Here is a 17,397-nt window from a genome sequence, read left to right as displayed (position 1 = left end):
TCAGCTTTGGCCAGCGGGTTTGTTTCCTGGAGCCTGCCAATCAGCCCCGGCTCCGGGGCGCTCGGCGCGCAGCACGCGCGGTTCCGGAGCGACTACGGGCACCACACGGTCGAGGCGACCCGCCCCGATCTCGTCCGGCAGCCGTTCGAAACGATCATCCCGATCGGCTGGGCGGCGGTGGTTGCGGCCCTGACCGTTCGTTTGCTCGGTGTTTCGGCGGGTAGCCAAGCCGCGTGAGCACAGACGAACTCCCTCTGCCCGACTACGACCAGCTCGCTCTGGGAGACCTGAGGCACCGGATCCGCTCGCTCACCGAGAAGGATCTTCGTGCGGTCCTCGGTCACGAGCGCGAGCACGGCAACCGCCTGCCGGCGCTGCAGCTGCTCGAGGCACGACTGGCTGAGCTCGCCGACGGCGCCACTCCCACGGGAGTCGACCAGCGCGGCGCGCCCGGCGCCAGGCAAACGCCGACCGAGCCTTCGGCGTCTCCCGCGCACTCGCCCGACGACCACACTCCGCTGCGACACGGTGTCCACGGACAGACTCCGGCACGCGGACGCGACTGACGCCGGTACCGACAACGTCCACTTGAGACGATGGACTCCGCCATGCCTTCGACACCTTGCCCCGACCGCGGTTCGGTCGTCACCTACCTCAATCCGGATGCGCTGCATCCCGCCGCCGTCCTCAGCGGCGTGGTTCTCGGGGCGCACGTGACCGATCCGGAGACCTCTCATCTGTGGGTGCCGGTGATGTTGCCCGACAGCACCGTTCTGGTGCTGGACACCGTGCACATCATGCAGGTCGAGCCACCGGCCCGTCCCCGCCGAGGGCCGGAGCCCGCTACCTGACGGACCGTTGGAACAGCACGTAGAGGTAAGCCAGCGAGGGAACCAGGACCAGTGCTCCCGCGCCCAGCGCGACGAGCAACGCGACGAGGGTGGTGCGGCCGGTTGCGGCCTGGTCGACGGTCAGGGATGGCAACAGCACGTACGGGTACTGCCCCACCGCCCAGCCGATCAGAATCGCGGTGACGGCGAGAGCCGAGGCGATCCTGGCGACGGTGTAGCGGCGCACCAGCAGGAGAGCGAGTGCGCCGAGCCCCGCGACGACGGACAACACCACGGCGGGCAGACCGCGTCCGGTCAGTCCGGTGAACAACAGCGGTGCGTCGGCGTGGAGTACTGCGATCCCTGCCAAGCCGACCGCACCTGTGACAGCCGCGGTCACCAAGGCGCGCAAGCGAAACACGTCAGCCAGGTCGTGTTCGCCGTCGCGGCGCGCGTCGCCGCACAGGAACACCGCTGCCAGATAGGCGCAGACCAGCACGGCGAGTGTGCCGCCCAGCAGCGAGGTGGGGTTGGCCCAGCTGGCCAGCACGTCGCCCTCGGCGATGCCCGGCGGCACGCGGCCGGAGGCGACACCGCCGACCACGGCGCCGAGGAAGAACGGTGTCAGCAACGAGGACAACGCGAAGGCCGCGCCGAAGAAGCGGCGCATTCCCGGTGTGCTGACGCTCTTGCGGTAGGCGAAGGCCGCGCCGCGGGCGATCATGCCGAACCCGGCCAGCGTGAGCGGGATGTACAGGGTGGTCACGGCGGCGGCGAACGCGCCGGAGAACCCGGTCCACAGCACCACCAGCACGAAGATCAGCCAGACGTGGTTGGCCTCCCAGACCGGGCCGATCGAGCGCTCGATCCGGTCCCGCACCCTGTGCCCGCGTTCGGTGCCACCCGCCAGCAGGTCCCACACGCCGCCGCCGAAGTCCGCACCGCCGAACAACGCGTAGGCGACCAGCCCCGCGAACGCCGCCCCGAGCACCACTTCCGCGAGTGTCACCGCTGCTCCTGTGGCACTGGTGTGTCCTGGTCCCGAGCGAGCCTGCGCAGCACGACCACCGTGAAAGCGGTGAGCACGGTGTACACGCCCACCACCGCCACCAGGCCCCAGCCGAGACCTGGCGCCGGGCTCACGGCGTCGGCGGTGCGCAGGATGCCGTAGACGACCCACGGCTGCCTTCCGACCTCGGTGGTGATCCAGCCCGCCTCCATCGCGATCACCGCCGCCACACCCGATGCCGCGACGGCTCGCAGGAACCACGCTGTGTCCGGCAAACGACGCCGACGCCACCACACCAGGCCGTACCACGCGGCTAGCAACAGCAGCGCGGTCCCGATGCCGACCATGGCGTTGTAGGCCAAGTGCACGACGTTGACCGGTGGCCGTTCGTCGGCCGGCACCTCCTCCAGACCTGGCACCACACCGTCCGGGTCGTGGTGGATCAGCAACGACAGCGCGTACGGGATCTCCACGGCGTAGTGCAGCTCGTCGTCGCGGTAGATGCCACCGATCGACAACCCGGCACCGGAGGTCGTCTCGTACTGGCCCTCCATCGCGGCGAGCTTCGCCGGCTGGTTGTCCGCGACCACGTTCGCGATCCAGTCCCCCACACCGATCTGCACCGGTGTGGCGATCGCGGCAACGGTCAGCGGGATCAGCAGCCCGGCCCGGTGGTAGCGGTCGCGGCGGCCGCGCAACATGCCCACCGCGTACACCGAGGCGATCAGGAAGCCCGTCACCATGAACGCCGCCAGCCACATGTGCACGAACTGCGCCCAGGTCGACGGGCCGAACATGGCGGCCCACGGCCGCGCGTCGACCACGTCGCCCTGCTCGTCGAGCCGGAACCCTGTGGGGTTGTTCATCCAGGCGTTGGCGGAGACCACGCAGAACGCGCCCACGACACCCGCCGCCACCATCGGCAGCGCGCTGAGCACGTGTGCCCGCGGCGACAACCGGTTCCAGCCGAACAGGTACACGCCGACGAAAATCGCCTCCACGAAGAACGCGAACCCCTCCAGCACGAACGGAAAGCCGAACACCTCACCAAAACGGCCCATCAGCCCCGGCCAGAGGATCCCCATCTCGAACGACAACAGCGTGCCGGACACCGCACCGGCGGCGAACAGCACGCCCATCGCCTTGGCCCACTTGTGCGCCAGGGCCGTCAGCGCTTCGTCACCGCGCCGGTGGCCGCGCCACTCGGTGAACACGACGACCGCCGGGAACGCGATGCCGAAGCAGGCGAACACGATGTGCCAGCCCAGCGACAACGCCATCTGCATGCGCGCCGGATACAGGTTTCCGCTCGCGTCGGCCAGGAACTCCAGCACGCCCCTCCTCGGATCACCCTTTGACCCGTGCGGCATACCCGCCGTCGCAGTTCTCAACCTCGCTGCGCCGAAGCCATATTCGAGCGAACACCGGGTATTCAGCGCCATCGCGTCTCGCGCGACCAGGGGTGGTGCACCATGTTGAGGATCCGTGTCACCGGTACGTCTGCGGCGAAGACCGAGCTGGAGGTGACCGGGCTGCTGGACGTGACGGGTTCGGCCGCGCTGCTCGCGAAACTGGACCGGTTGATCAACGAGGGGCGGCACCACCTCGTCCTCGACGTCTCCGGAATCACCTTCTGCGACTCCACCGGGATCAGCGCGCTGGTCCGCAGCCGCGCGAGGGCCGTCGAGATGACCGGGTCCCTGCGGCTGGCCTCGCCCAGCCCGGAAGTCCGGCGAGTTCTGGGCCTCACCGGCCTCACGCGCATGTTCGAGAAGTGAGCGGCTAGGCCCTGCCGCCGGAGGTGACCAGGACCGCCCACACCGTCTTCCGGTGTTCGATCTCGTCCGCGACGCAGCCCCACGTCTTCGCGAGCTGTGCGACCATCCGCAGACCTTTCCTCGCCCGGACGGGGTCTAGTCCGGGATCGGCGAGCACGACAGGAGCCGGGCTGTCGTCGCCGACGGCGACGGTGAGGCGGTCGTGCCGCAGTTCCAGGCGAAGACGTGCCTCGGAACTCGTGTGCTGGATCATGTTCTGCACCAGCTCTGAGGCGACGTGCACGGCGTCGTACGTCAAGACGTCCGGCAAGCCCCATTCACCGCACGTCCGGCGCACGAAACGGCGGGCGTCGTGCGGGCCTCCGGGATGGTGTGCCAGCACGACGAGCGCACGTTTGCGAGGTGCCGGGCGGTCGACGTTCGCCAGCGCCTCGTCGACGTCGGCGAACACCGTCACGTACCGGCGGATGGGTGCGCGGCGGAGAGTTGCGGCATGAGCGGGACCGGTCGCCACGAGCACGGGCACCGCGGGCCAGTCGCTGATGCGCAACGACACGGTCGTGAAGACGCTCAGGACGCTCGTGGTCCCGATGGTGACGTCGCTGAGGTCCACGATCAACGCCCGCGGTACCTCGACCGCGTGTTTCAGCATGCAGTCCCGGAGCCGCGCGTAGGTGGAACGATCGAGCACTCCGCTCGGCCGGATCACCACGCAGTGGCCGAGCAGGTCGGCGTCGAGCGTCAGTTGGTCCGCGGTCATCGGTCCGCGTCCGCCGGGACGACGATGCTGGTCACCGCCTCCGAAATGGACCGGCTCATCGGCAGGTACGTGTCCAGGCCGCTGATCTCCATGGCCCGCAGCACAGGGTGCGTGCTCGCGACGACGCGGAGTGCGATGGCGCGCCTGAGCGCTGTCTCGCGGGCCCGTACGAGGATGTTCAGGCCGGTCGAGCCGATGAACTCGACGTTCGTCAGATCGACGACGACCGGGTTCGACGCCGTGTCGAGGCACGAGAACAGTGGATCGCCCACCAGGTCTCCCGTGCTGCCGTCGATTTCGCCGGTCATCCGCACGACGACGACTGCCCCGAGGTCTTCGATGCTGACGGAAGCCAGGTCGTCCGGGGTGAAACGTGCGTCAGCCATACGGCCCTTCTCCGGGAAGCGGAGCACATGAGCCGGGCTGTTTGTTCAACCCAAACCGCAGCAGGTCTGCTGCGACTCCGACCATATTCCTCTGGTGCGGGTACGTCGACTCCCCAGACGGGTCAGTCGGACGGACCAGCCTCACAGGTCGGCGGCACGCCTGCGGTCAGCCTCGGCGGCGGCGCGGTGCTGAGCAGCCGCGGCGCGGTGCTCCGCCGCACCGCTGCCACCCCGTTCCGCCGCCTGCGCATGGACCTCCGCTGCTCGTTCGTGTGCGGCAGCGGCGCGGTTGAGGCTCTCGCCGAGGCTCTCCCGTGCTTGAGCAGCGTGGGCCTTGGCCTCGGTCAGTGCGGCCACAGCCGTTTCGGCGTCTTCCGGGGTCGACGCCCTGCCGACTCGTGTTCTGAGCTGGGCGCGACGTGACGCCAGCTCGCGGATGCGCTCCGCCGCGCCGTGTGCCCTCGATCTTGCCCGCTCCCCGGACGCCATGGATCAGCGTCTCGCCCTTCCGGGCGCGGCACAAGTGCGTCAGGGTGTCGTCGGCAGGTACGCCGGCGCTCGCCGGGCCTGCGCCGCGTCTTCGAAGGCCGCCGCGATCCGCAGCAACGCCTCGTCCGTCCCGTGCCCGCCGATGAACGACATGCCGATCGGCAGCAGACCGGCGAACCCGGCCGGGACGGTGATGCTCGGGTAACCCGCGACCGCCGCGGGCAGAGCTGTGCGGGGACCGGCCGGGTCGCTGCCGCGGGCCGGCCACGCCGGACCGTTGGTGGGCGCCATGATCACGTCCAGCCGGTGGGCCGCGAGCACCTCGTCGACGGACCGGCGCGCCAGGGCGATCGCGGTGCGCCGCCGGCCGAGGTAGGTGGGATCGGTGAGTGGCGGTGCCTTCTCGGCGTCGTGGAACAACTCCTGGCCGAACAGGGCCAACTCGACCGGGTCGGTCTCGTTGAACTCGATCAGCTCGCGCATCGTGCGCGGCGCGCCTGGCCGGGTGCGGAGGTACTCCTCGAGGTCGTGTTTGAACTCGGCGAGCATCGCGGGCCGGTCGGCCGCCTGGATCTGGTCCTGGTACGGCAGGTCCACGTCGACCGTGGTCGCGCCGTGAGCGTGCAGGACGTACACCACCGACGCCACGAGCCCGTCGAACCCGGCCCTGCGCCACACCCCGACCCGCTTGCCCCGCAACGAGTCCGGCGTGAAGGAGTCGATCTGGGCGCCTGCCATGACCGCCGTCAGGATCGCGGCGTCCACGACGTGCCGCGCCATCGGGCCGGCCGTGTCCCTGCGAGTGGTGATCGGCACGATGCCGGCGTTGCTGATCCGGCCGGGCGTCGGTTTGAACCCGACGACACCGGCGTGTCCGGCCGGGGACACGATCGAGCCGTTGGTCTCGGTGCCGACCGCGACCTGCGCCAGCGACGCCGCCACCGCCACGGCCGATCCGGACGACGAGCCGCACGGCGTGCGGTCCAGCACGTGCGGGTTGGCGGTCTGACCGCCCGCCGCCGACCAGCCCGACGTGGCCCACGGGGAGCGGAAGTTGCCCCACTCCGTCATGTTGGTCTTGCCCAGCACGACAGCCCCTGCCGCGCGGAGGCGCGCGACCACCTCGGCGTCGGCGGTGGGCGGCACGCTCAGTGCCCGTGACCCAGCGGTGGTCGCGAGGCCAACGGTGTCGATGTTGTCCTTGAGCAGCACGGGAATGCCGTCCATCGGCCCGTGTGACCGTCCGCGCGCCCGCCTGAGGTCGCTCTCCTGCGCCTGACGCAACGCGGTCGGGTCGACCGCGAGCACCGCGCGTAGCAGCGGGTCCACGTCCGCGATGCGGCGCAGGTAGGCGCGGGTCAGATCGGCCGACGTGAGCGCACCGGCCGCCATCCAGCGCGCGAGCGACGGGATCGTCGCTCGGTCCAGGTCGGTGGCCAGGAGTTCCACGGCTCCATTGCCGGGTTCGCGACCCGCGCGCGTCAACCTGCAAACGAGCGACACAAACGTGCTTTTGCTCACACACGCGCTCAACTGCAGGTCAAACATGATCGTCGGCATTCGGGGTATTCGGACGGCACCTTGTCAGCCGAGTCGTCCGAGGAGAGGCCATGTGTGGAATCGCCGGAGAGGTCGTAGCCGACCAGGCGAATCAGCCGGACGTCGGCGCGGTGGAGCGCATGACCCGGTCCATGTGGTCGCGCGGACCGGATGGTTCCGGCCACTGGTCCGAAGGACGGGTGGCGCTCGGGCACCGAAGACTGTCGATCATCGACCTGTCCGACGCCGGCACGCAGCCGATGGTCGACGACGAGCTCGGGCTCGCCGTGGTGTTCAACGGCTGCATTTACAACTACCAGGAACTGCGGGACGAGCTGTCGGACAGGTACCGCTTCAGGTCGACCAGCGACACCGAGGTGATCCTCAAGGCCTACGACCGCTGGGGTGAGCGGTTCGCCGAGCACCTCGTCGGCATGTTCGCCATCGCGCTGGTCGACCGGCGGCGCGACCGAGTGCTGCTGGTCAGGGACCGGCTCGGCATCAAGCCGCTCTACCTGACCGAGGTACGTGGGCGAACGCGGTTCGCGTCAACACTTCCCGCGCTGCTGGCGGGCGGGGGCGTCGACACCGAACTCGACCCCGTCGGACTGCACCACTACCTGACCTGGCACTCCATCGTTCCCGCACCGCGCACTGTCCTGCGCGGAGTGCGCAAGCTGCCGCCCGCCACGATCCGCGTGCTCCAACCGGGACGGGCGCCGCGCGACCACGTTTATTGGCAGCCCTCGTACTCAAGGCGGCCCGAGCATGCGAACTGGACCGCGCAGGACTGGCAGCAGGCGGTCCGGGAGGCGTTGCAGCTCGCGGTCCGGCGCCGCACGGTGTCCGATGTGGACGTCGGTGTGCTGCTCTCCGGCGGGCTGGACTCCAGCCTCCTGGTGGCGCTGCTCGCCGACGAGGGGCAGCAGCCCAGCACCTTCAGCATCGGTTTCCGCGACCGCGACGGTGTGGACGGCGACGAGTTCGCCTACTCGGACGTGGTCGCGCAGAAGTTCGGCACGGACCATCACCAGCTGCGCATCGGCGACGAGCAGATCGCCGCGGCGGTCGAGCACGCCGTGGGGGCGATGAGCGAGCCGATGGGCAGTCACGACGTCACCGCGTTCCACCTCGTGTGCCGCGAGGTTTCCCGGCACGTCAAGGTCGTGCAGTGCGGCCAGGGCGCCGACGAGGTGTTCGCCGGCTACCGCTACCACCAACCCGCGGCCACTGCGGCACGCCATCAGGCCGCCGGCGTGTTCGTGGACGCGTTCCACGACCTCGGCCACGACGAACTCGCGCAGGTCCTGCACCCGGACTGGTTCGCCGACCACGACGTGAGCGGCGACCTGATCACCCGGCACCTCGCGGCTCCCGGTGCGGAGACGGCGCTGGATGCCGTGCTGCGAACCGACACGCATCTGCTGATGCCCGACGACCCGGTCAAGCGGGTGGACAACATGGCGATGGCGTGGGGCGTCGAGGCGCGCGTGCCGTTCCTCGACCAGGACCTCGTGGAGCTGGTCGCGGCGTGCCCGCCGGAGCTGAAGTCAGGTCAGGACGGCAAGGGGATCCTCAAGGACATCGGGCGCGACCTGCTGCCCGTCGAGGTGGTCGACCGGCAGAAGGGGTACTTCCCGGTGCCGGCCCTCACCCAGCTCGACGGCGAGGTCCTCGACCTGTTGCGCTCGGCCATGAGCTCCCCCGCCGCACGTCGTCGCGGTGTGCTGCGCCGCGAGTACGTCGACGCTCTGCTCGCCGACCCCAACGGCAGCGCCACCAAGGCAGGCGGGAACGAGCTGTGGCACCTCGGTGTGCTGGAGCTGTGGCTGCAGCAGCACGGCATCGGCTGATCAACCCGCCGTGGGCAGGGACGTCTCCGGACGCACGCGCAGCGGCAGGAGGTTGTCCATGGCGGTCGCGTGCAGCATGCGCGCGACCGTCGCACTCGCCACCACGCTGATCGGCACTCCCCGATCGAGTCCGAGCTCGCGGATCCTGGCGAGCGCGGTGATGCCGGACGAACCGAAGAACACGACCTCCGACAGGTCGACCACGACCTCCTCCGCGCCCGCCTCCAACGCCTCCGCACAGCGCCGTTCGAGCTCGTCGCTGTTCGACATGTCCACCTCGGCGCCCATCCTCACCTCGACGACGCCCTGTGCCGGCCGATCCACCGCGTCAAGATCGAGCAAACCCAGCAGAGCCTCCGTCTCGCCGTCGCGGAACGCTCGCCGCTGCCGGTCCGCACCACAGCCGTGCCTGTCCAGCAGCTGCAGGCCTCGTTCCACCGCAGGTAGATCACCGTTGGCTTCGAGAATCGGCTTCAGCTGCGCCATCAGCAGGTCGAGTTGCTGCCTCAGCGGCAGCGACTGCCCCGACAGCACGTCCAGAGCGTGCCCGGCGAGGCCGTCCCTGGCCGCTCGCCAGCAGGACTGGCGCAGGATCTCGGCGGGAACCGGCACCGCCTCCACACCGCGTTCGGCATCGGCCACAGCCTTGGTGACCAGAGCACGCACGACGGCCGCCAGCAGCACCGCGTCGTCCACGCTCGCAGCGACGTCCGAGACACGGACCTCCACGGTCGGCCATTGATCGGAGGGCCGGACGTCCCAGTAGATCATCGCCGGATCCAGCGCGGTACCCGCTTCCAGCACCGTGCCGCACACGGCCTGGTAGTGCTGCCACGACGTGAAGAACGGCGGCGGGCCCGACACCGGCCAGCGCGACCACACCATCGAACGCCAGCTCGCGAACCCGGTGTCCACGCCGCGCGAGAACGGCGAGTTGGCGGTGATCGCACCGAGCAACGGCAGCCAGGGCCGCACGTGGTTGCAGACCTGCACCGCGGTCTCCCGGTCGGGCACGGCGACGTGCACGTGGCATCCGCAGATCAGCTGCTGCGCCGCGAGGGCGCCGAACTCACGGGCGATTCGCCGGTAGCGCAGATCGTCCGTGACCACGCCGGTCGTGTCGCCCAGCGGTGGAGCGCCGACGGCGATCGCCCGGCAGCCGGCTTCGCGAGCGGCCCGCGCGACCGTCCGCCGCAAGCCCAGGAGTTCACGACGCACCTGCTCAACGTCACCGCACACCGACGTCTTGGTTTCGACCTGCGTACCGGTCAGCTCGTGCTCCAGCTCCAGCCCGAACACGTCACGCGCGACCGCGACGACCTCGTCCGCGCGGTTGACCGCGGCCCCGGTCACCGGGTCCACCAGGAGGAACTCCTCCTCCACGCCGACAGTCGGACCGCACGCGGCCGTCGATGATGTCCGTCCCACGTCTCACCGCCTTCAGTGACCGCCACCCGAAGTGGCGCCGGCGCACTGCTTCACCGGTGGATGCCCTGGCCGAATACCCGCACCTACCTGCACGAAACGTGTCAGCCGCGACGGTCCACTTCGGATCGGAGGGCAGCATCGCCGGAAGCGCGCGACCACGCGTAGAGCCACGCGGCCTCCATCGCGGCATCGAGCAGATAAGTCTTCGCGATGCGCCCCTTGGGCACGTAGACGAGGTCGATCGCCAGCAACGTGACCGCTGTGGCCAGCCCGAGCGTCCGCGCATGTTGCCATTGACCCGCCGCCGACCTGGTCTGCGCCCAGCCGATCCCCATCAGCAGCCCAGCGGTGGTGCGTTGCAGCCAGCGGTCCTCCTTGTGGCCGAACACGGCTTCGAAGGAGCGTGCACTCACCATCGGCCAGAGCCCGCCCGCGATGTTGAACAGACCGTGAGCCCGGGCCAATGCGGAACCAGTCGCCATGCAACCCAGGTACCCGCTGCAGGTGTGCGCAATCTGGCGGTTCCAGCGTTGCCGGGAGGGTTTCAGAGCCGGTGACACGGGTAGCCTCGTCATTCACAGTAGCGACCGGTGACTCCGAGTTGACCAAGCAGCTCGCAAACGTGCTTGTCGAACCTCATCAGCTGGAGTGATCATGAAGATCGCGATGGTGTTCGCCCACGCGGGCTCCCTCGGCGTGGCTTGGAGGTCTCACATCGCCGGGCTCTCGTCCGCCTTGGGCCGACATGGGCACGACGTGACGGTGTACACCCGAAGGGACGACCCGGACGTGCCCGGCCGAGTGCGCACAGATCCCGGTTACGAGGTGGTGCACGTGCCCGCCGGACCGGCGGTGCCGCTCGCGGACGCGGACTGCTTGCCCCACACCGGTGCTTTCATCTCGTTCCTCCTGGAGGAATGGGCATCCTCCCCGCCGGACGTGGTGCACGGGCACGGATGGATGTCGGGCATGGTCAGCGTGCTCGGTGGGCGGCGGGCTCGAGTTCCGGTGGTGCAGACGTTCCACTCGCTCGCGGCGGTCGAGCGGCATCATCGCGTGAGCGACACCGGACCGGAAGAGCGCGGCAGGATCGAGTTGCTGGTCGGGAAGGAGGCCGCGCACGTCGCGGCGGTCAGCTCGGACGAGATGGCCGAACTGATCAAGGCAGGAGTGGACCGAACGAAGATCTCCGTGGTTCCCGAGGGCGTCGACATCGACAGGCTCACACCCGAAGGCCCTCAGGCAGGGCGCGGCCAGCTGTACCGCGTGCTCACGACGGCACCGTTGCTGCGGTACCGGGACGTCGAGGCCGTCATCACGGCGTTCTCCAGTCTCGACGAGGCCGAACTCGTGATCGCCGGAGGCACGGAGAGCGGACGACTGCACGACGGTCCCGAACTCGTGAAGCTGCGCGACCACGCCGAGCATCTCGGTGTCGGAGACAGGGTCGTGTTCGCCGGCGCGGTGGCGGACTCGGCGAAGCCCGCTCTGTTGCGGTCGGCCGACGTCGTCATCTGCGCGCCGTCGTACGAACCGTCGGGTGCGGTCGCGATCGAGGCCATGGCGTGCGGTGTGCCGGTCGTCGCCACCGCGGTCGGCGCGCTGGCCGATGTCGTCGTGAACGGCGTGACAGGCCTGCTCGTGCCGCCAGGAGAACCGGACGGCCTGTCCCGGGCGCTGCGCTCCCTGGTGCTGGACGACACGCTGCGCAACGAGTTCGCGGTGGCGGGCCGGGACCGCGTCACCGCGCGGTACTCGTGGAGCCGCGTCGCGGAGGACGTCCTGCGCGTCTACGCACGGGCCGGTGCGGATTCGTCCGGACGGACGGGCGTTGGCGAGTGTCACGTGGATTCTGCGGGGTAGCCCCGGCGCTGCGCGGCACTTGCCGTGCGGTGCCTAAGGGGGACCATGACCACGCTGAGGCCCACACCGGTCATCGCGCACCCGACGCCGGCCACTCGGGGCCGCAAGGGCGCCGCGTTCCTGAAGCTGCTGAACACCACCGACCACAAGCTGATCGGGATCATGTACATGGTCACCTCGTTCGGCTTCTTCATGGTCGGCGGCGTGATGGCGCTGCTGATGCGCGGCGAGCTGGCGCGGCCGGGCCTGCAGTTCCTGTCCAACGAGCAGTACAACCAGCTCTTCACCATGCACGGCACGGTGATGCTGCTGCTCTACGCGACGCCGATCGTGTTCGGGTTCGCCAACTTCGTGGTGCCGTTGCAGATCGGCTCACCCGACGTGGCGTTCCCGCGCCTGAACGCCTTCTCCTACTGGCTGTTCCTGTTCGGCGGCCTGATCGTCGTCGGCTCGTTCATGACCCCGGCGGGTGCGGCGGACTTCGGCTGGACCGCGTACACGCCGCTGTCGAGCGCGACGCACTCCCCCGGCATCGGCGGTGACCTGTGGATCTCCGGGCTGGTCGTCAGTGGTCTCGGCACGATCCTCGGCGCGGTCAACATGATCACCACCATCGTGTGCCTGCGCGCGCCGGGCATGACGGCGTTCCGGATGCCGATCTTCACCTGGAACATCCTGGTGACGTCGATCCTGGTGCTGGTGGCGTTCCCGATCCTCACCGCGGCGCTGCTCGCACTGCTCGCCGACCGGCACTTCGGCGCGCACGTGTTCGACCCGGCCAACGGCGGCGCCATCCTCTGGCAGCACCTGTTCTGGTTCTTCGGCCACCCCGAGGTCTACATCGTGGCGCTGCCGTTCTTCGGGATCGTGTCGGAGATCTTCCCGGTGTTCAGCCGCAAACCGATCTTCGGCTACAAGGGTCTGGTCTACGCGACCATCGCGATCGCGTTGTACTCCGTGGTGGTGTGGGCGCACCACATGTTCGCCACTGGTGCGGTGCTGCTGTTGTTCTTCTCCGCCACCACGTTCATCATCGCCGTGCCCACCGGCATCAAGTTCTTCAACTGGATCGGCACGATGTGGCGAGGCCAGCTGACGTTCGAGACCCCCATGCTGTTCAGCCTCGGGTTCATCGTGACGTTCCTGTTCGGCGGCCTGTCCGGCATCCTGCTCGCCTCGCCGCCGCTGGACTTCCACGTCACGGACACGTACTTCGTCGTCGCGCACTTCCACTACGTGCTGTTCGGCACGATCGTGTTCGCCACCTACGCCGGCATCTACTTCTGGTTCCCGAAGATCACCGGCCGGATGATGAGCGAACCGCTGGGCAAGCTGCACTTCTGGACCACGTTCCTCGGCTTCCACGGCACGTTCCTGGTCCACCACTGGCTCGGCAACCAGGGCATGCCCCGCCGCTACGCCGACTACCTGCCCACCGACAACTTCACGTTCCTCAACACCTTCTCCACCATCGGATCGTTCGTGCTCGGGCTGTCCGTGCTCCCGTTCGTGTACAACGTCTTCCGCAGCCGCCTGTACGGCGAACCGGCCGGTGGAGACGACCCGTGGGGCTACGGCAACTCGCTGGAGTGGGCGACGACCTCTCCGCCGCCCCGGCACAACTTCCACGAGCTGCCCCAGGATCCGGTCGGAGCGGCCGGCGTTCGAGTTGCACTATCCGCACATGGTGGAGCGCATGCGGGAGGAATCCCACGTGTCCATCACGAAACGCGGTCCCGCCGGCATCGACGAGACCACCGACGAGGTGCTCGCGCCGACCGATCGCGAAACGAAGCACTGAGCCGTGGACCCCGCCCGCGAGCTCAGAGAACTCCGGCGCATCGAGCACCGGCTCACCGTCGAGGACCCGGACCTGGCCGCGACCTTGAGCGCGCACGGCTCCACGCCGCGAACGGCGAACCGTCGATGGGCGCGGTTCGCCGTCGACGCCCTCGGTGCGGCCTGCGTGATCATCGGTGTGCTCACTGGCCTGTTGACGTTCGTCTTCGTCGGTGTGGTGGTTCTCATGGTCGGCGCGTGCCTGCACGTGACTCGCGTTTGAAGCGCGACGGAGTGGGCACAGGCAACGTATGGGAATGCGAGGTCACCGCTTGGACCAGTCGTTGCGGCTCCTGCTCGAGGGTTACGCCTGGATGCCGGGTCTGCGGCGCAGTAGCGGCAGCGATGTGGTGCGGACACGTGTCATGGGTCAGCCCGCTCTCGGGTTGTGCGGACCGGAAGCCGCGCAGTTCTTCTACGACGAGAAACACGTGCAGCGGCACGGCGCGATTCCCAGCCCGGTGCTGAGCACGCTGTTCGGTCATGGCGCGGTGCACACGCTGGACGGTGACGCGCACCGGCAGCGCAAGAGCTTCTTCCTGTCACTGGTGAACCCGGAATCGGTCGCCTCGCTGACCGCCTGTGTGGCCGCCGCGTGGGAGGACACGGTCATCGGGTGGCGGGCAGGCCACGACGTCGTGCTGTTCGACCAGGCCAGCCGGGCGCTGACCGCGGGTGTGCGCCGCTGGGCCGGCATTCCGGTGGGCACCCACGACGTGGCCGAACTGGCTGCCGACCTGGTGGCGATGGTCGACGGGTTCGCCACGGCCGGTCCCCGGCACTGGCGTGCCCGCAAAGCCCGCAAGCGCCGTGAGGCCTGGCTCGGGGCGCTCGTGCGACAGGTGCGCGACAACGAGCTCGACGCACCACCAGGATCAGCACTGGACATCGTCGCCCGGCACCGTGACGCGGACGGCGAGCTGCTCGATCCGCACACCGCGGCGGTGGAACTGCTCAACGTGATCCGGCCGACGGTGGCGGTGTGCTGGTTCGTCGCCTACGCCGGGCACGCGCTGCACCGCTGGCCACAGCACCGGGATCCGCTGCGGGAAAGCGGCGACTTCGCTGTCGCGTTCGCGCACGAGCTGCGCCGGTTCTACCCGTTCGCGCCGTTCCTCGGAGGCCGTGCCGCGCAGGACCTGACGTGGCAGGGCGAGCATGTGTCGGAAGGTTCCCTTGTCCTGCTGGACCTCTACGGCCAGAACCACGACAGTCGCTTGTGGACGGACCCGTACCGGTTCGACCCGCGGCGGTTCCTCGACCGCGAGATCGGCGCCTGGGACCTCGTGCCCCAGGGCGCCGGCGATCCGCACACCGGGCACCGCTGCCCAGGCGAACCGTTCACCGTCGCACTGCTCGCCGAGCTGTGCACCCGCCTGGCCTGCCTCGAGTACGACGTGCCCGACCAGGACCTCACCATCTCGCTGAGCAGGATTCCCGCGCGCCCACGCAGCGGCTTCCGGCTCACGCCGCGCCAAACGTGACTCTGTCCGTGTTTGTCTCCGCTCTGCCGGGCTAAACAGGACGATGAGTGCTGTTGGACAACTGCGATCCTTGGCACGCGAAAACGTCGCCGTCGCCGCTCTCACGATCCCCCGCCTGCTGCGCCATTCGGTGTGGCGGGACGTGAATCCTCACGAAGGCGCCGGACTCGGCGTCGTGCTGGTGCCCGGTTTCGGTGCGAGCGACTTCAGCCTCGCTTTGGCCACCACCTGGCTGCGCGACCGCGGTTACCTGCCGGTCGGAGCCGGTGTCGGGTTCAACGTGGGCTGCACGTCCGAACTGGTCGACCGCGTCGAACAACGCCTGGAGGAACACGCCGAGGCCACCGGAGGCCCGGTCGTGCTGCTGGGACAGAGCCGCGGCGGCGGACTCGCCCGCCTCGCCGCCGCCCGCCGCCCCGACCTGGTGCGCGGGCTGGTGATGCTGGGCAGCCCGGTGCTCGACCCGATGGGCGCCCACCCGCACGTGCTGCTCGCCGCCAGGGCGTTGGCGGGGCTGTCGGCGATCGGCGTGCCGGGGTTGATGGACGAGGACTGCCTCTCGGGCACCTGTTTCGAGGACAACGTCGCCGCGGCCACCGCGCCGCTGCAGATGCCCGCGGTGTCGGTGTACTCCAAGTCGGACGGAATCGTGCCGTGGCGGCTGAGCCTCGACCCGTCCGCCGAGCACGTCGAGGTGCACAGCACCCACACCGGCATGGGGCTGGACCCGGACGTGTACCTCGCCCTGCGGCCGCGCCTGGCCGGCTGGGCCGCGGAAAGGTTCGACCTGCGCGATGCCGGCTGACGAACACCTTCTCCGGATGGCCGAAGAGGTGTTCGGCTGGACCGAACTGCGCCAGGAGCAACTGCACGCGTTCACCGACGCCAGGATCGAGTACCTGTTCCTCTCCCGAACAGCTCGCGAACGCCGATCGATCCAGCGGCTGCACCAGGCGCGGCCGTCGTTGTTCGTGGTGGACGAGGCCGACTGCGTGCCGGCCCGACTACCTCCGGCTGCGGCACGTGATCGAACGACCGGGCACACCGGCGGTCCGACATCGCGATCACAGACCTTGCCCGACGGCTGGACCGCTCCCGCAGGAAGGTCACCAGTGTGGTGAACCTGCTTCAGAACGCGGGTTGAACATCGCCCGCACGGGAACACCTGCGGTGCCGAAGTTCCACTCGTCGCGAGGTGACCGCACATGTCCGCAGACCAGTACACCCGCCAAGACCCGCGGGAGCAGTACCCGCGCCCCGGTCACCAGGAGGGCCAGGAGCAGCCGCATCCCGGCACCGACAGGCACATGGGTCCTGAGCCCGACCACGGTGAGCGCACCTACCGGGGCAGCAACCGCCTGCCCGACGCCAAAGCAGTGATCACCGGTGGTGACTCCGGCATCGGCCGCGCCGCCGCGCTGGCCTTCGCTCGCGAGGGCGCAGACGTGCTGCTCTCCTACCTGGAAGAGGAACAGGCCGACGCCGAGCGCACCGCGGAGCTCGTGACCGACGCCGGTCGGCAGGCCGTGCTGGTGCCCGGTGACCTGCGCACCGAAGACGCTTGCCGCGAACTCGCCAAGCGCGCTGAAGAGGAGTTCGGGCGCATCGACGTCCTGGTGAACAACGCGGCCTACCAGATGGCGCAGAGCGACGGCCTGCTCGGCATCAGCAGCGAGCAGTTCGACCGGGTGTTCAAGACCAACATCTACGCGATGTTCTGGCTGTGCAAGGCGGCGGTGCCGCTCATGCGTCCTGGCTCCACGATCATCAACACGTCGTCGATCCAGGCGTTCATGCCCTCGCCTCCGCTCATGGACTACGCGGCGACGAAGGCCGCCATCGTCAACTTCACCAAGTCCCTCTCTGCCGACCTCATCGGCAAGGGCATCAGGGTCAACTCCGTCGCGCCCGGTCCGGTGTGGACACCGCTGATCCCCGCGACGATGCCCGCCGAGAAGGTCGACGACTTCGGTGCGCAGACGCCGATGGGCCGTGCCGCACAACCGGCGGAGCTGGCGCCGGTCTTCGTCTTCTTCGCCTCGCAGGAGTCCAGCTACATCACCGGCGAGGTCCTCGGCGTCACCGGTGGCCAGCTGCTCACGTGAGGCGTTCATCCGCTTTTCGCCAGGCAATCCCACG

At 69.2% G+C, this 17,397-nt stretch carries 19 protein-coding genes and 1 pseudogene; 12 read left to right on the top strand and 8 right to left on the bottom strand.

Annotated features, from left to right (window positions below; genetic code table 11):
- Positions 1 to 6 precede the first annotated feature (6 nt).
- From ACWEIJ_RS36510 to ACWEIJ_RS36500, 3 genes are read left to right on the top strand one after another with little or no spacing between them, the layout of a single operon-like run.
- Entirely contained in the window at positions 7 to 237 is a 231-nt protein-coding gene (locus ACWEIJ_RS36510) for a hypothetical protein (protein ID WP_449841819.1), read from the top strand.
- Positions 234 to 566, top strand: a complete 333-nt coding sequence (locus ACWEIJ_RS36505) for a hypothetical protein (RefSeq protein ID WP_449841818.1) — start codon at positions 234 to 236, stop codon at positions 564 to 566. Before ACWEIJ_RS36510 ends, ACWEIJ_RS36505 begins: the two co-directional genes overlap by 4 nt.
- 30 nt (positions 567 to 596) lie before the next feature.
- Positions 597 to 851 carry a hypothetical protein gene (locus ACWEIJ_RS36500; protein ID WP_449841817.1) on the top strand — a complete coding sequence of 85 codons (255 nt, stop codon included), beginning with the start codon at positions 597 to 599 and terminating at the stop codon, positions 849 to 851.
- On the opposite strand, the gene ACWEIJ_RS36495 is transcribed toward ACWEIJ_RS36500, so the two are convergent.
- Both ACWEIJ_RS36495 and ACWEIJ_RS36490 read right to left on the bottom strand, forming a co-directional pair.
- Complete coding sequence (locus tag ACWEIJ_RS36495; protein WP_449841816.1) at positions 844 to 1,839, bottom strand: cytochrome d ubiquinol oxidase subunit II; 996 nt, start codon at positions 1,837 to 1,839, stop codon at positions 844 to 846. The genes ACWEIJ_RS36500 and ACWEIJ_RS36495 overlap by 8 nt on opposite strands.
- Complete coding sequence (locus tag ACWEIJ_RS36490; RefSeq protein WP_449841815.1) at positions 1,836 to 3,173, bottom strand: cytochrome ubiquinol oxidase subunit I; 1,338 nt, start codon at positions 3,171 to 3,173, stop codon at positions 1,836 to 1,838. Before ACWEIJ_RS36490 ends, ACWEIJ_RS36495 begins: the two co-directional genes overlap by 4 nt.
- A gap of 138 nt (positions 3,174 to 3,311) precedes the next feature.
- On the opposite strand from ACWEIJ_RS36490, the gene ACWEIJ_RS36485 reads away from it, so the two are divergent.
- Positions 3,312 to 3,617: an STAS domain-containing protein gene (locus ACWEIJ_RS36485; protein WP_449841814.1), complete on the top strand. Its 306-nt coding sequence runs from the start codon at positions 3,312 to 3,314 to the stop codon at positions 3,615 to 3,617.
- Positions 3,618 to 3,621: 4 nt separating this feature from the next.
- On the opposite strand, the gene ACWEIJ_RS36480 is transcribed toward ACWEIJ_RS36485, so the two are convergent.
- The 4 genes from ACWEIJ_RS36480 to ACWEIJ_RS36465 form a co-directional block, all read right to left on the bottom strand.
- Complete coding sequence (locus ACWEIJ_RS36480) at positions 3,622 to 4,377, bottom strand: STAS domain-containing protein (RefSeq protein WP_449841813.1); 756 nt, start codon at positions 4,375 to 4,377, stop codon at positions 3,622 to 3,624.
- Complete coding sequence (locus tag ACWEIJ_RS36475) at positions 4,374 to 4,763, bottom strand: STAS domain-containing protein (protein ID WP_449841812.1); 390 nt, start codon at positions 4,761 to 4,763, stop codon at positions 4,374 to 4,376. The genes ACWEIJ_RS36480 and ACWEIJ_RS36475 overlap by 4 nt, the downstream gene beginning before the upstream one ends.
- A 141-nt stretch (positions 4,764 to 4,904) precedes the next feature.
- A complete protein-coding gene (locus ACWEIJ_RS36470; protein ID WP_449841811.1) occupies positions 4,905 to 5,252 on the bottom strand; it encodes a hypothetical protein in 348 nt (115 codons plus the stop codon).
- A gap of 39 nt (positions 5,253 to 5,291) precedes the next feature.
- Positions 5,292 to 6,701: an amidase family protein gene (locus ACWEIJ_RS36465; RefSeq protein WP_449841810.1), complete on the bottom strand. Its 1,410-nt coding sequence runs from the start codon at positions 6,699 to 6,701 to the stop codon at positions 5,292 to 5,294.
- A 161-nt stretch (positions 6,702 to 6,862) separates the two neighbouring features.
- Here ACWEIJ_RS36465 and ACWEIJ_RS36460 point away from each other — a divergent pair, with 161 nt between their 5' ends.
- On the top strand, positions 6,863 to 8,644 hold the full coding sequence (locus ACWEIJ_RS36460) for an N-acetylglutaminylglutamine amidotransferase (RefSeq protein ID WP_449841809.1): 1,782 nt from the start codon (positions 6,863 to 6,865) through the stop codon (positions 8,642 to 8,644).
- Here the strand turns inward: ACWEIJ_RS36460 and ACWEIJ_RS36455 are convergent, their stop codons facing one another.
- Together ACWEIJ_RS36455 and ACWEIJ_RS36450 are read right to left on the bottom strand one after the other, a co-directional pair.
- Positions 8,645 to 10,027, bottom strand: a complete 1,383-nt coding sequence (locus tag ACWEIJ_RS36455; RefSeq protein ID WP_449841808.1) for a glutamate--cysteine ligase — start codon at positions 10,025 to 10,027, stop codon at positions 8,645 to 8,647. It abuts the gene before it with no gap.
- Between the two features lie 146 nt (positions 10,028 to 10,173).
- Complete coding sequence (locus ACWEIJ_RS36450) at positions 10,174 to 10,554, bottom strand: hypothetical protein (RefSeq protein WP_449841807.1); 381 nt, start codon at positions 10,552 to 10,554, stop codon at positions 10,174 to 10,176.
- Positions 10,555 to 10,726: 172 nt separating this feature from the next.
- Here ACWEIJ_RS36450 and ACWEIJ_RS36445 point away from each other — a divergent pair, with 172 nt between their 5' ends.
- The 7 genes and pseudogenes from ACWEIJ_RS36445 to ACWEIJ_RS36415 all read left to right on the top strand — a co-directional run bounded on the left by ACWEIJ_RS36445 (position 10,727) and on the right by ACWEIJ_RS36415 (position 17,363).
- The gene (locus tag ACWEIJ_RS36445) at positions 10,727 to 11,935 is read left to right on the top strand and encodes a glycosyltransferase (protein ID WP_449841806.1); all 1,209 of its coding nucleotides are present in this window, start codon (positions 10,727 to 10,729) and stop codon (positions 11,933 to 11,935) included.
- A 45-nt stretch (positions 11,936 to 11,980) separates the two neighbouring features.
- Positions 11,981 to 13,736, top strand: a pseudogene (gene ctaD, locus ACWEIJ_RS36440) (aa3-type cytochrome oxidase subunit I).
- 3 nt (positions 13,737 to 13,739) lie between these two features.
- The gene (locus ACWEIJ_RS36435; RefSeq protein ID WP_449841805.1) at positions 13,740 to 13,997 is read left to right on the top strand and encodes a DUF3040 domain-containing protein; all 258 of its coding nucleotides are present in this window, start codon (positions 13,740 to 13,742) and stop codon (positions 13,995 to 13,997) included.
- Between the two features lie 142 nt (positions 13,998 to 14,139).
- Positions 14,140 to 15,258, top strand: coding sequence for a cytochrome P450 (locus ACWEIJ_RS36430; RefSeq protein WP_449841925.1), 1,119 nt, complete (start codon positions 14,140 to 14,142; stop codon positions 15,256 to 15,258).
- 70 nt (positions 15,259 to 15,328) lie between these two features.
- Complete coding sequence (locus ACWEIJ_RS36425; protein WP_449841804.1) at positions 15,329 to 16,063, top strand: esterase/lipase family protein; 735 nt, start codon at positions 15,329 to 15,331, stop codon at positions 16,061 to 16,063.
- 16 nt (positions 16,064 to 16,079) lie between these two features.
- Positions 16,080 to 16,379: a hypothetical protein gene (locus ACWEIJ_RS36420; protein ID WP_449841803.1), complete on the top strand. Its 300-nt coding sequence runs from the start codon at positions 16,080 to 16,082 to the stop codon at positions 16,377 to 16,379.
- An 84-nt stretch (positions 16,380 to 16,463) separates the two neighbouring features.
- Entirely contained in the window at positions 16,464 to 17,363 is a 900-nt protein-coding gene (locus tag ACWEIJ_RS36415) for an SDR family oxidoreductase (protein ID WP_449841802.1), read from the top strand.
- The last annotated feature ends 34 nt before the right edge of the window (positions 17,364 to 17,397 follow it).

It is taken from the genome of Lentzea sp. NPDC004789, assembly GCF_053601075.1.
Note: the sequence above shows the minus strand (reverse complement) of the source record. Positions and strands in the feature narration are given on the sequence as shown.

Bases quoted from the DNA above. Each gene is read 5' to 3' on its own strand.
- ACWEIJ_RS36485 (WP_449841814.1), top strand. From the start codon at position 3,312: ATGTTGAGGATCCGTGTCACCGGTACGTCTGCGGCGAAGACCGAGCTG.
- ACWEIJ_RS36470 (WP_449841811.1), bottom strand. From the start codon at position 5,252: ATGGCGTCCGGGGAGCGGGCAAGATCGAGGGCACACGGCGCGGCGGAG.
- ACWEIJ_RS36500 (WP_449841817.1), top strand. From the start codon at position 597: ATGGACTCCGCCATGCCTTCGACACCTTGCCCCGACCGCGGTTCGGTC.
- ACWEIJ_RS36420 (WP_449841803.1), top strand. From the start codon at position 16,080: ATGGCCGAAGAGGTGTTCGGCTGGACCGAACTGCGCCAGGAGCAACTG.
- ACWEIJ_RS36450 (WP_449841807.1), bottom strand. From the start codon at position 10,554: ATGGCGACTGGTTCCGCATTGGCCCGGGCTCACGGTCTGTTCAACATC.
- ACWEIJ_RS36460 (WP_449841809.1), top strand. From the start codon at position 6,863: ATGTGTGGAATCGCCGGAGAGGTCGTAGCCGACCAGGCGAATCAGCCG.
- ACWEIJ_RS36445 (WP_449841806.1), top strand. From the start codon at position 10,727: ATGAAGATCGCGATGGTGTTCGCCCACGCGGGCTCCCTCGGCGTGGCT.
- ACWEIJ_RS36480 (WP_449841813.1), bottom strand. From the start codon at position 4,377: ATGACCGCGGACCAACTGACGCTCGACGCCGACCTGCTCGGCCACTGC.
- ACWEIJ_RS36430 (WP_449841925.1), top strand. From the start codon at position 14,140: ATGGGTCAGCCCGCTCTCGGGTTGTGCGGACCGGAAGCCGCGCAGTTC.
- ACWEIJ_RS36415 (WP_449841802.1), top strand. From the start codon at position 16,464: ATGTCCGCAGACCAGTACACCCGCCAAGACCCGCGGGAGCAGTACCCG.
- ACWEIJ_RS36475 (WP_449841812.1), bottom strand. From the start codon at position 4,763: ATGGCTGACGCACGTTTCACCCCGGACGACCTGGCTTCCGTCAGCATC.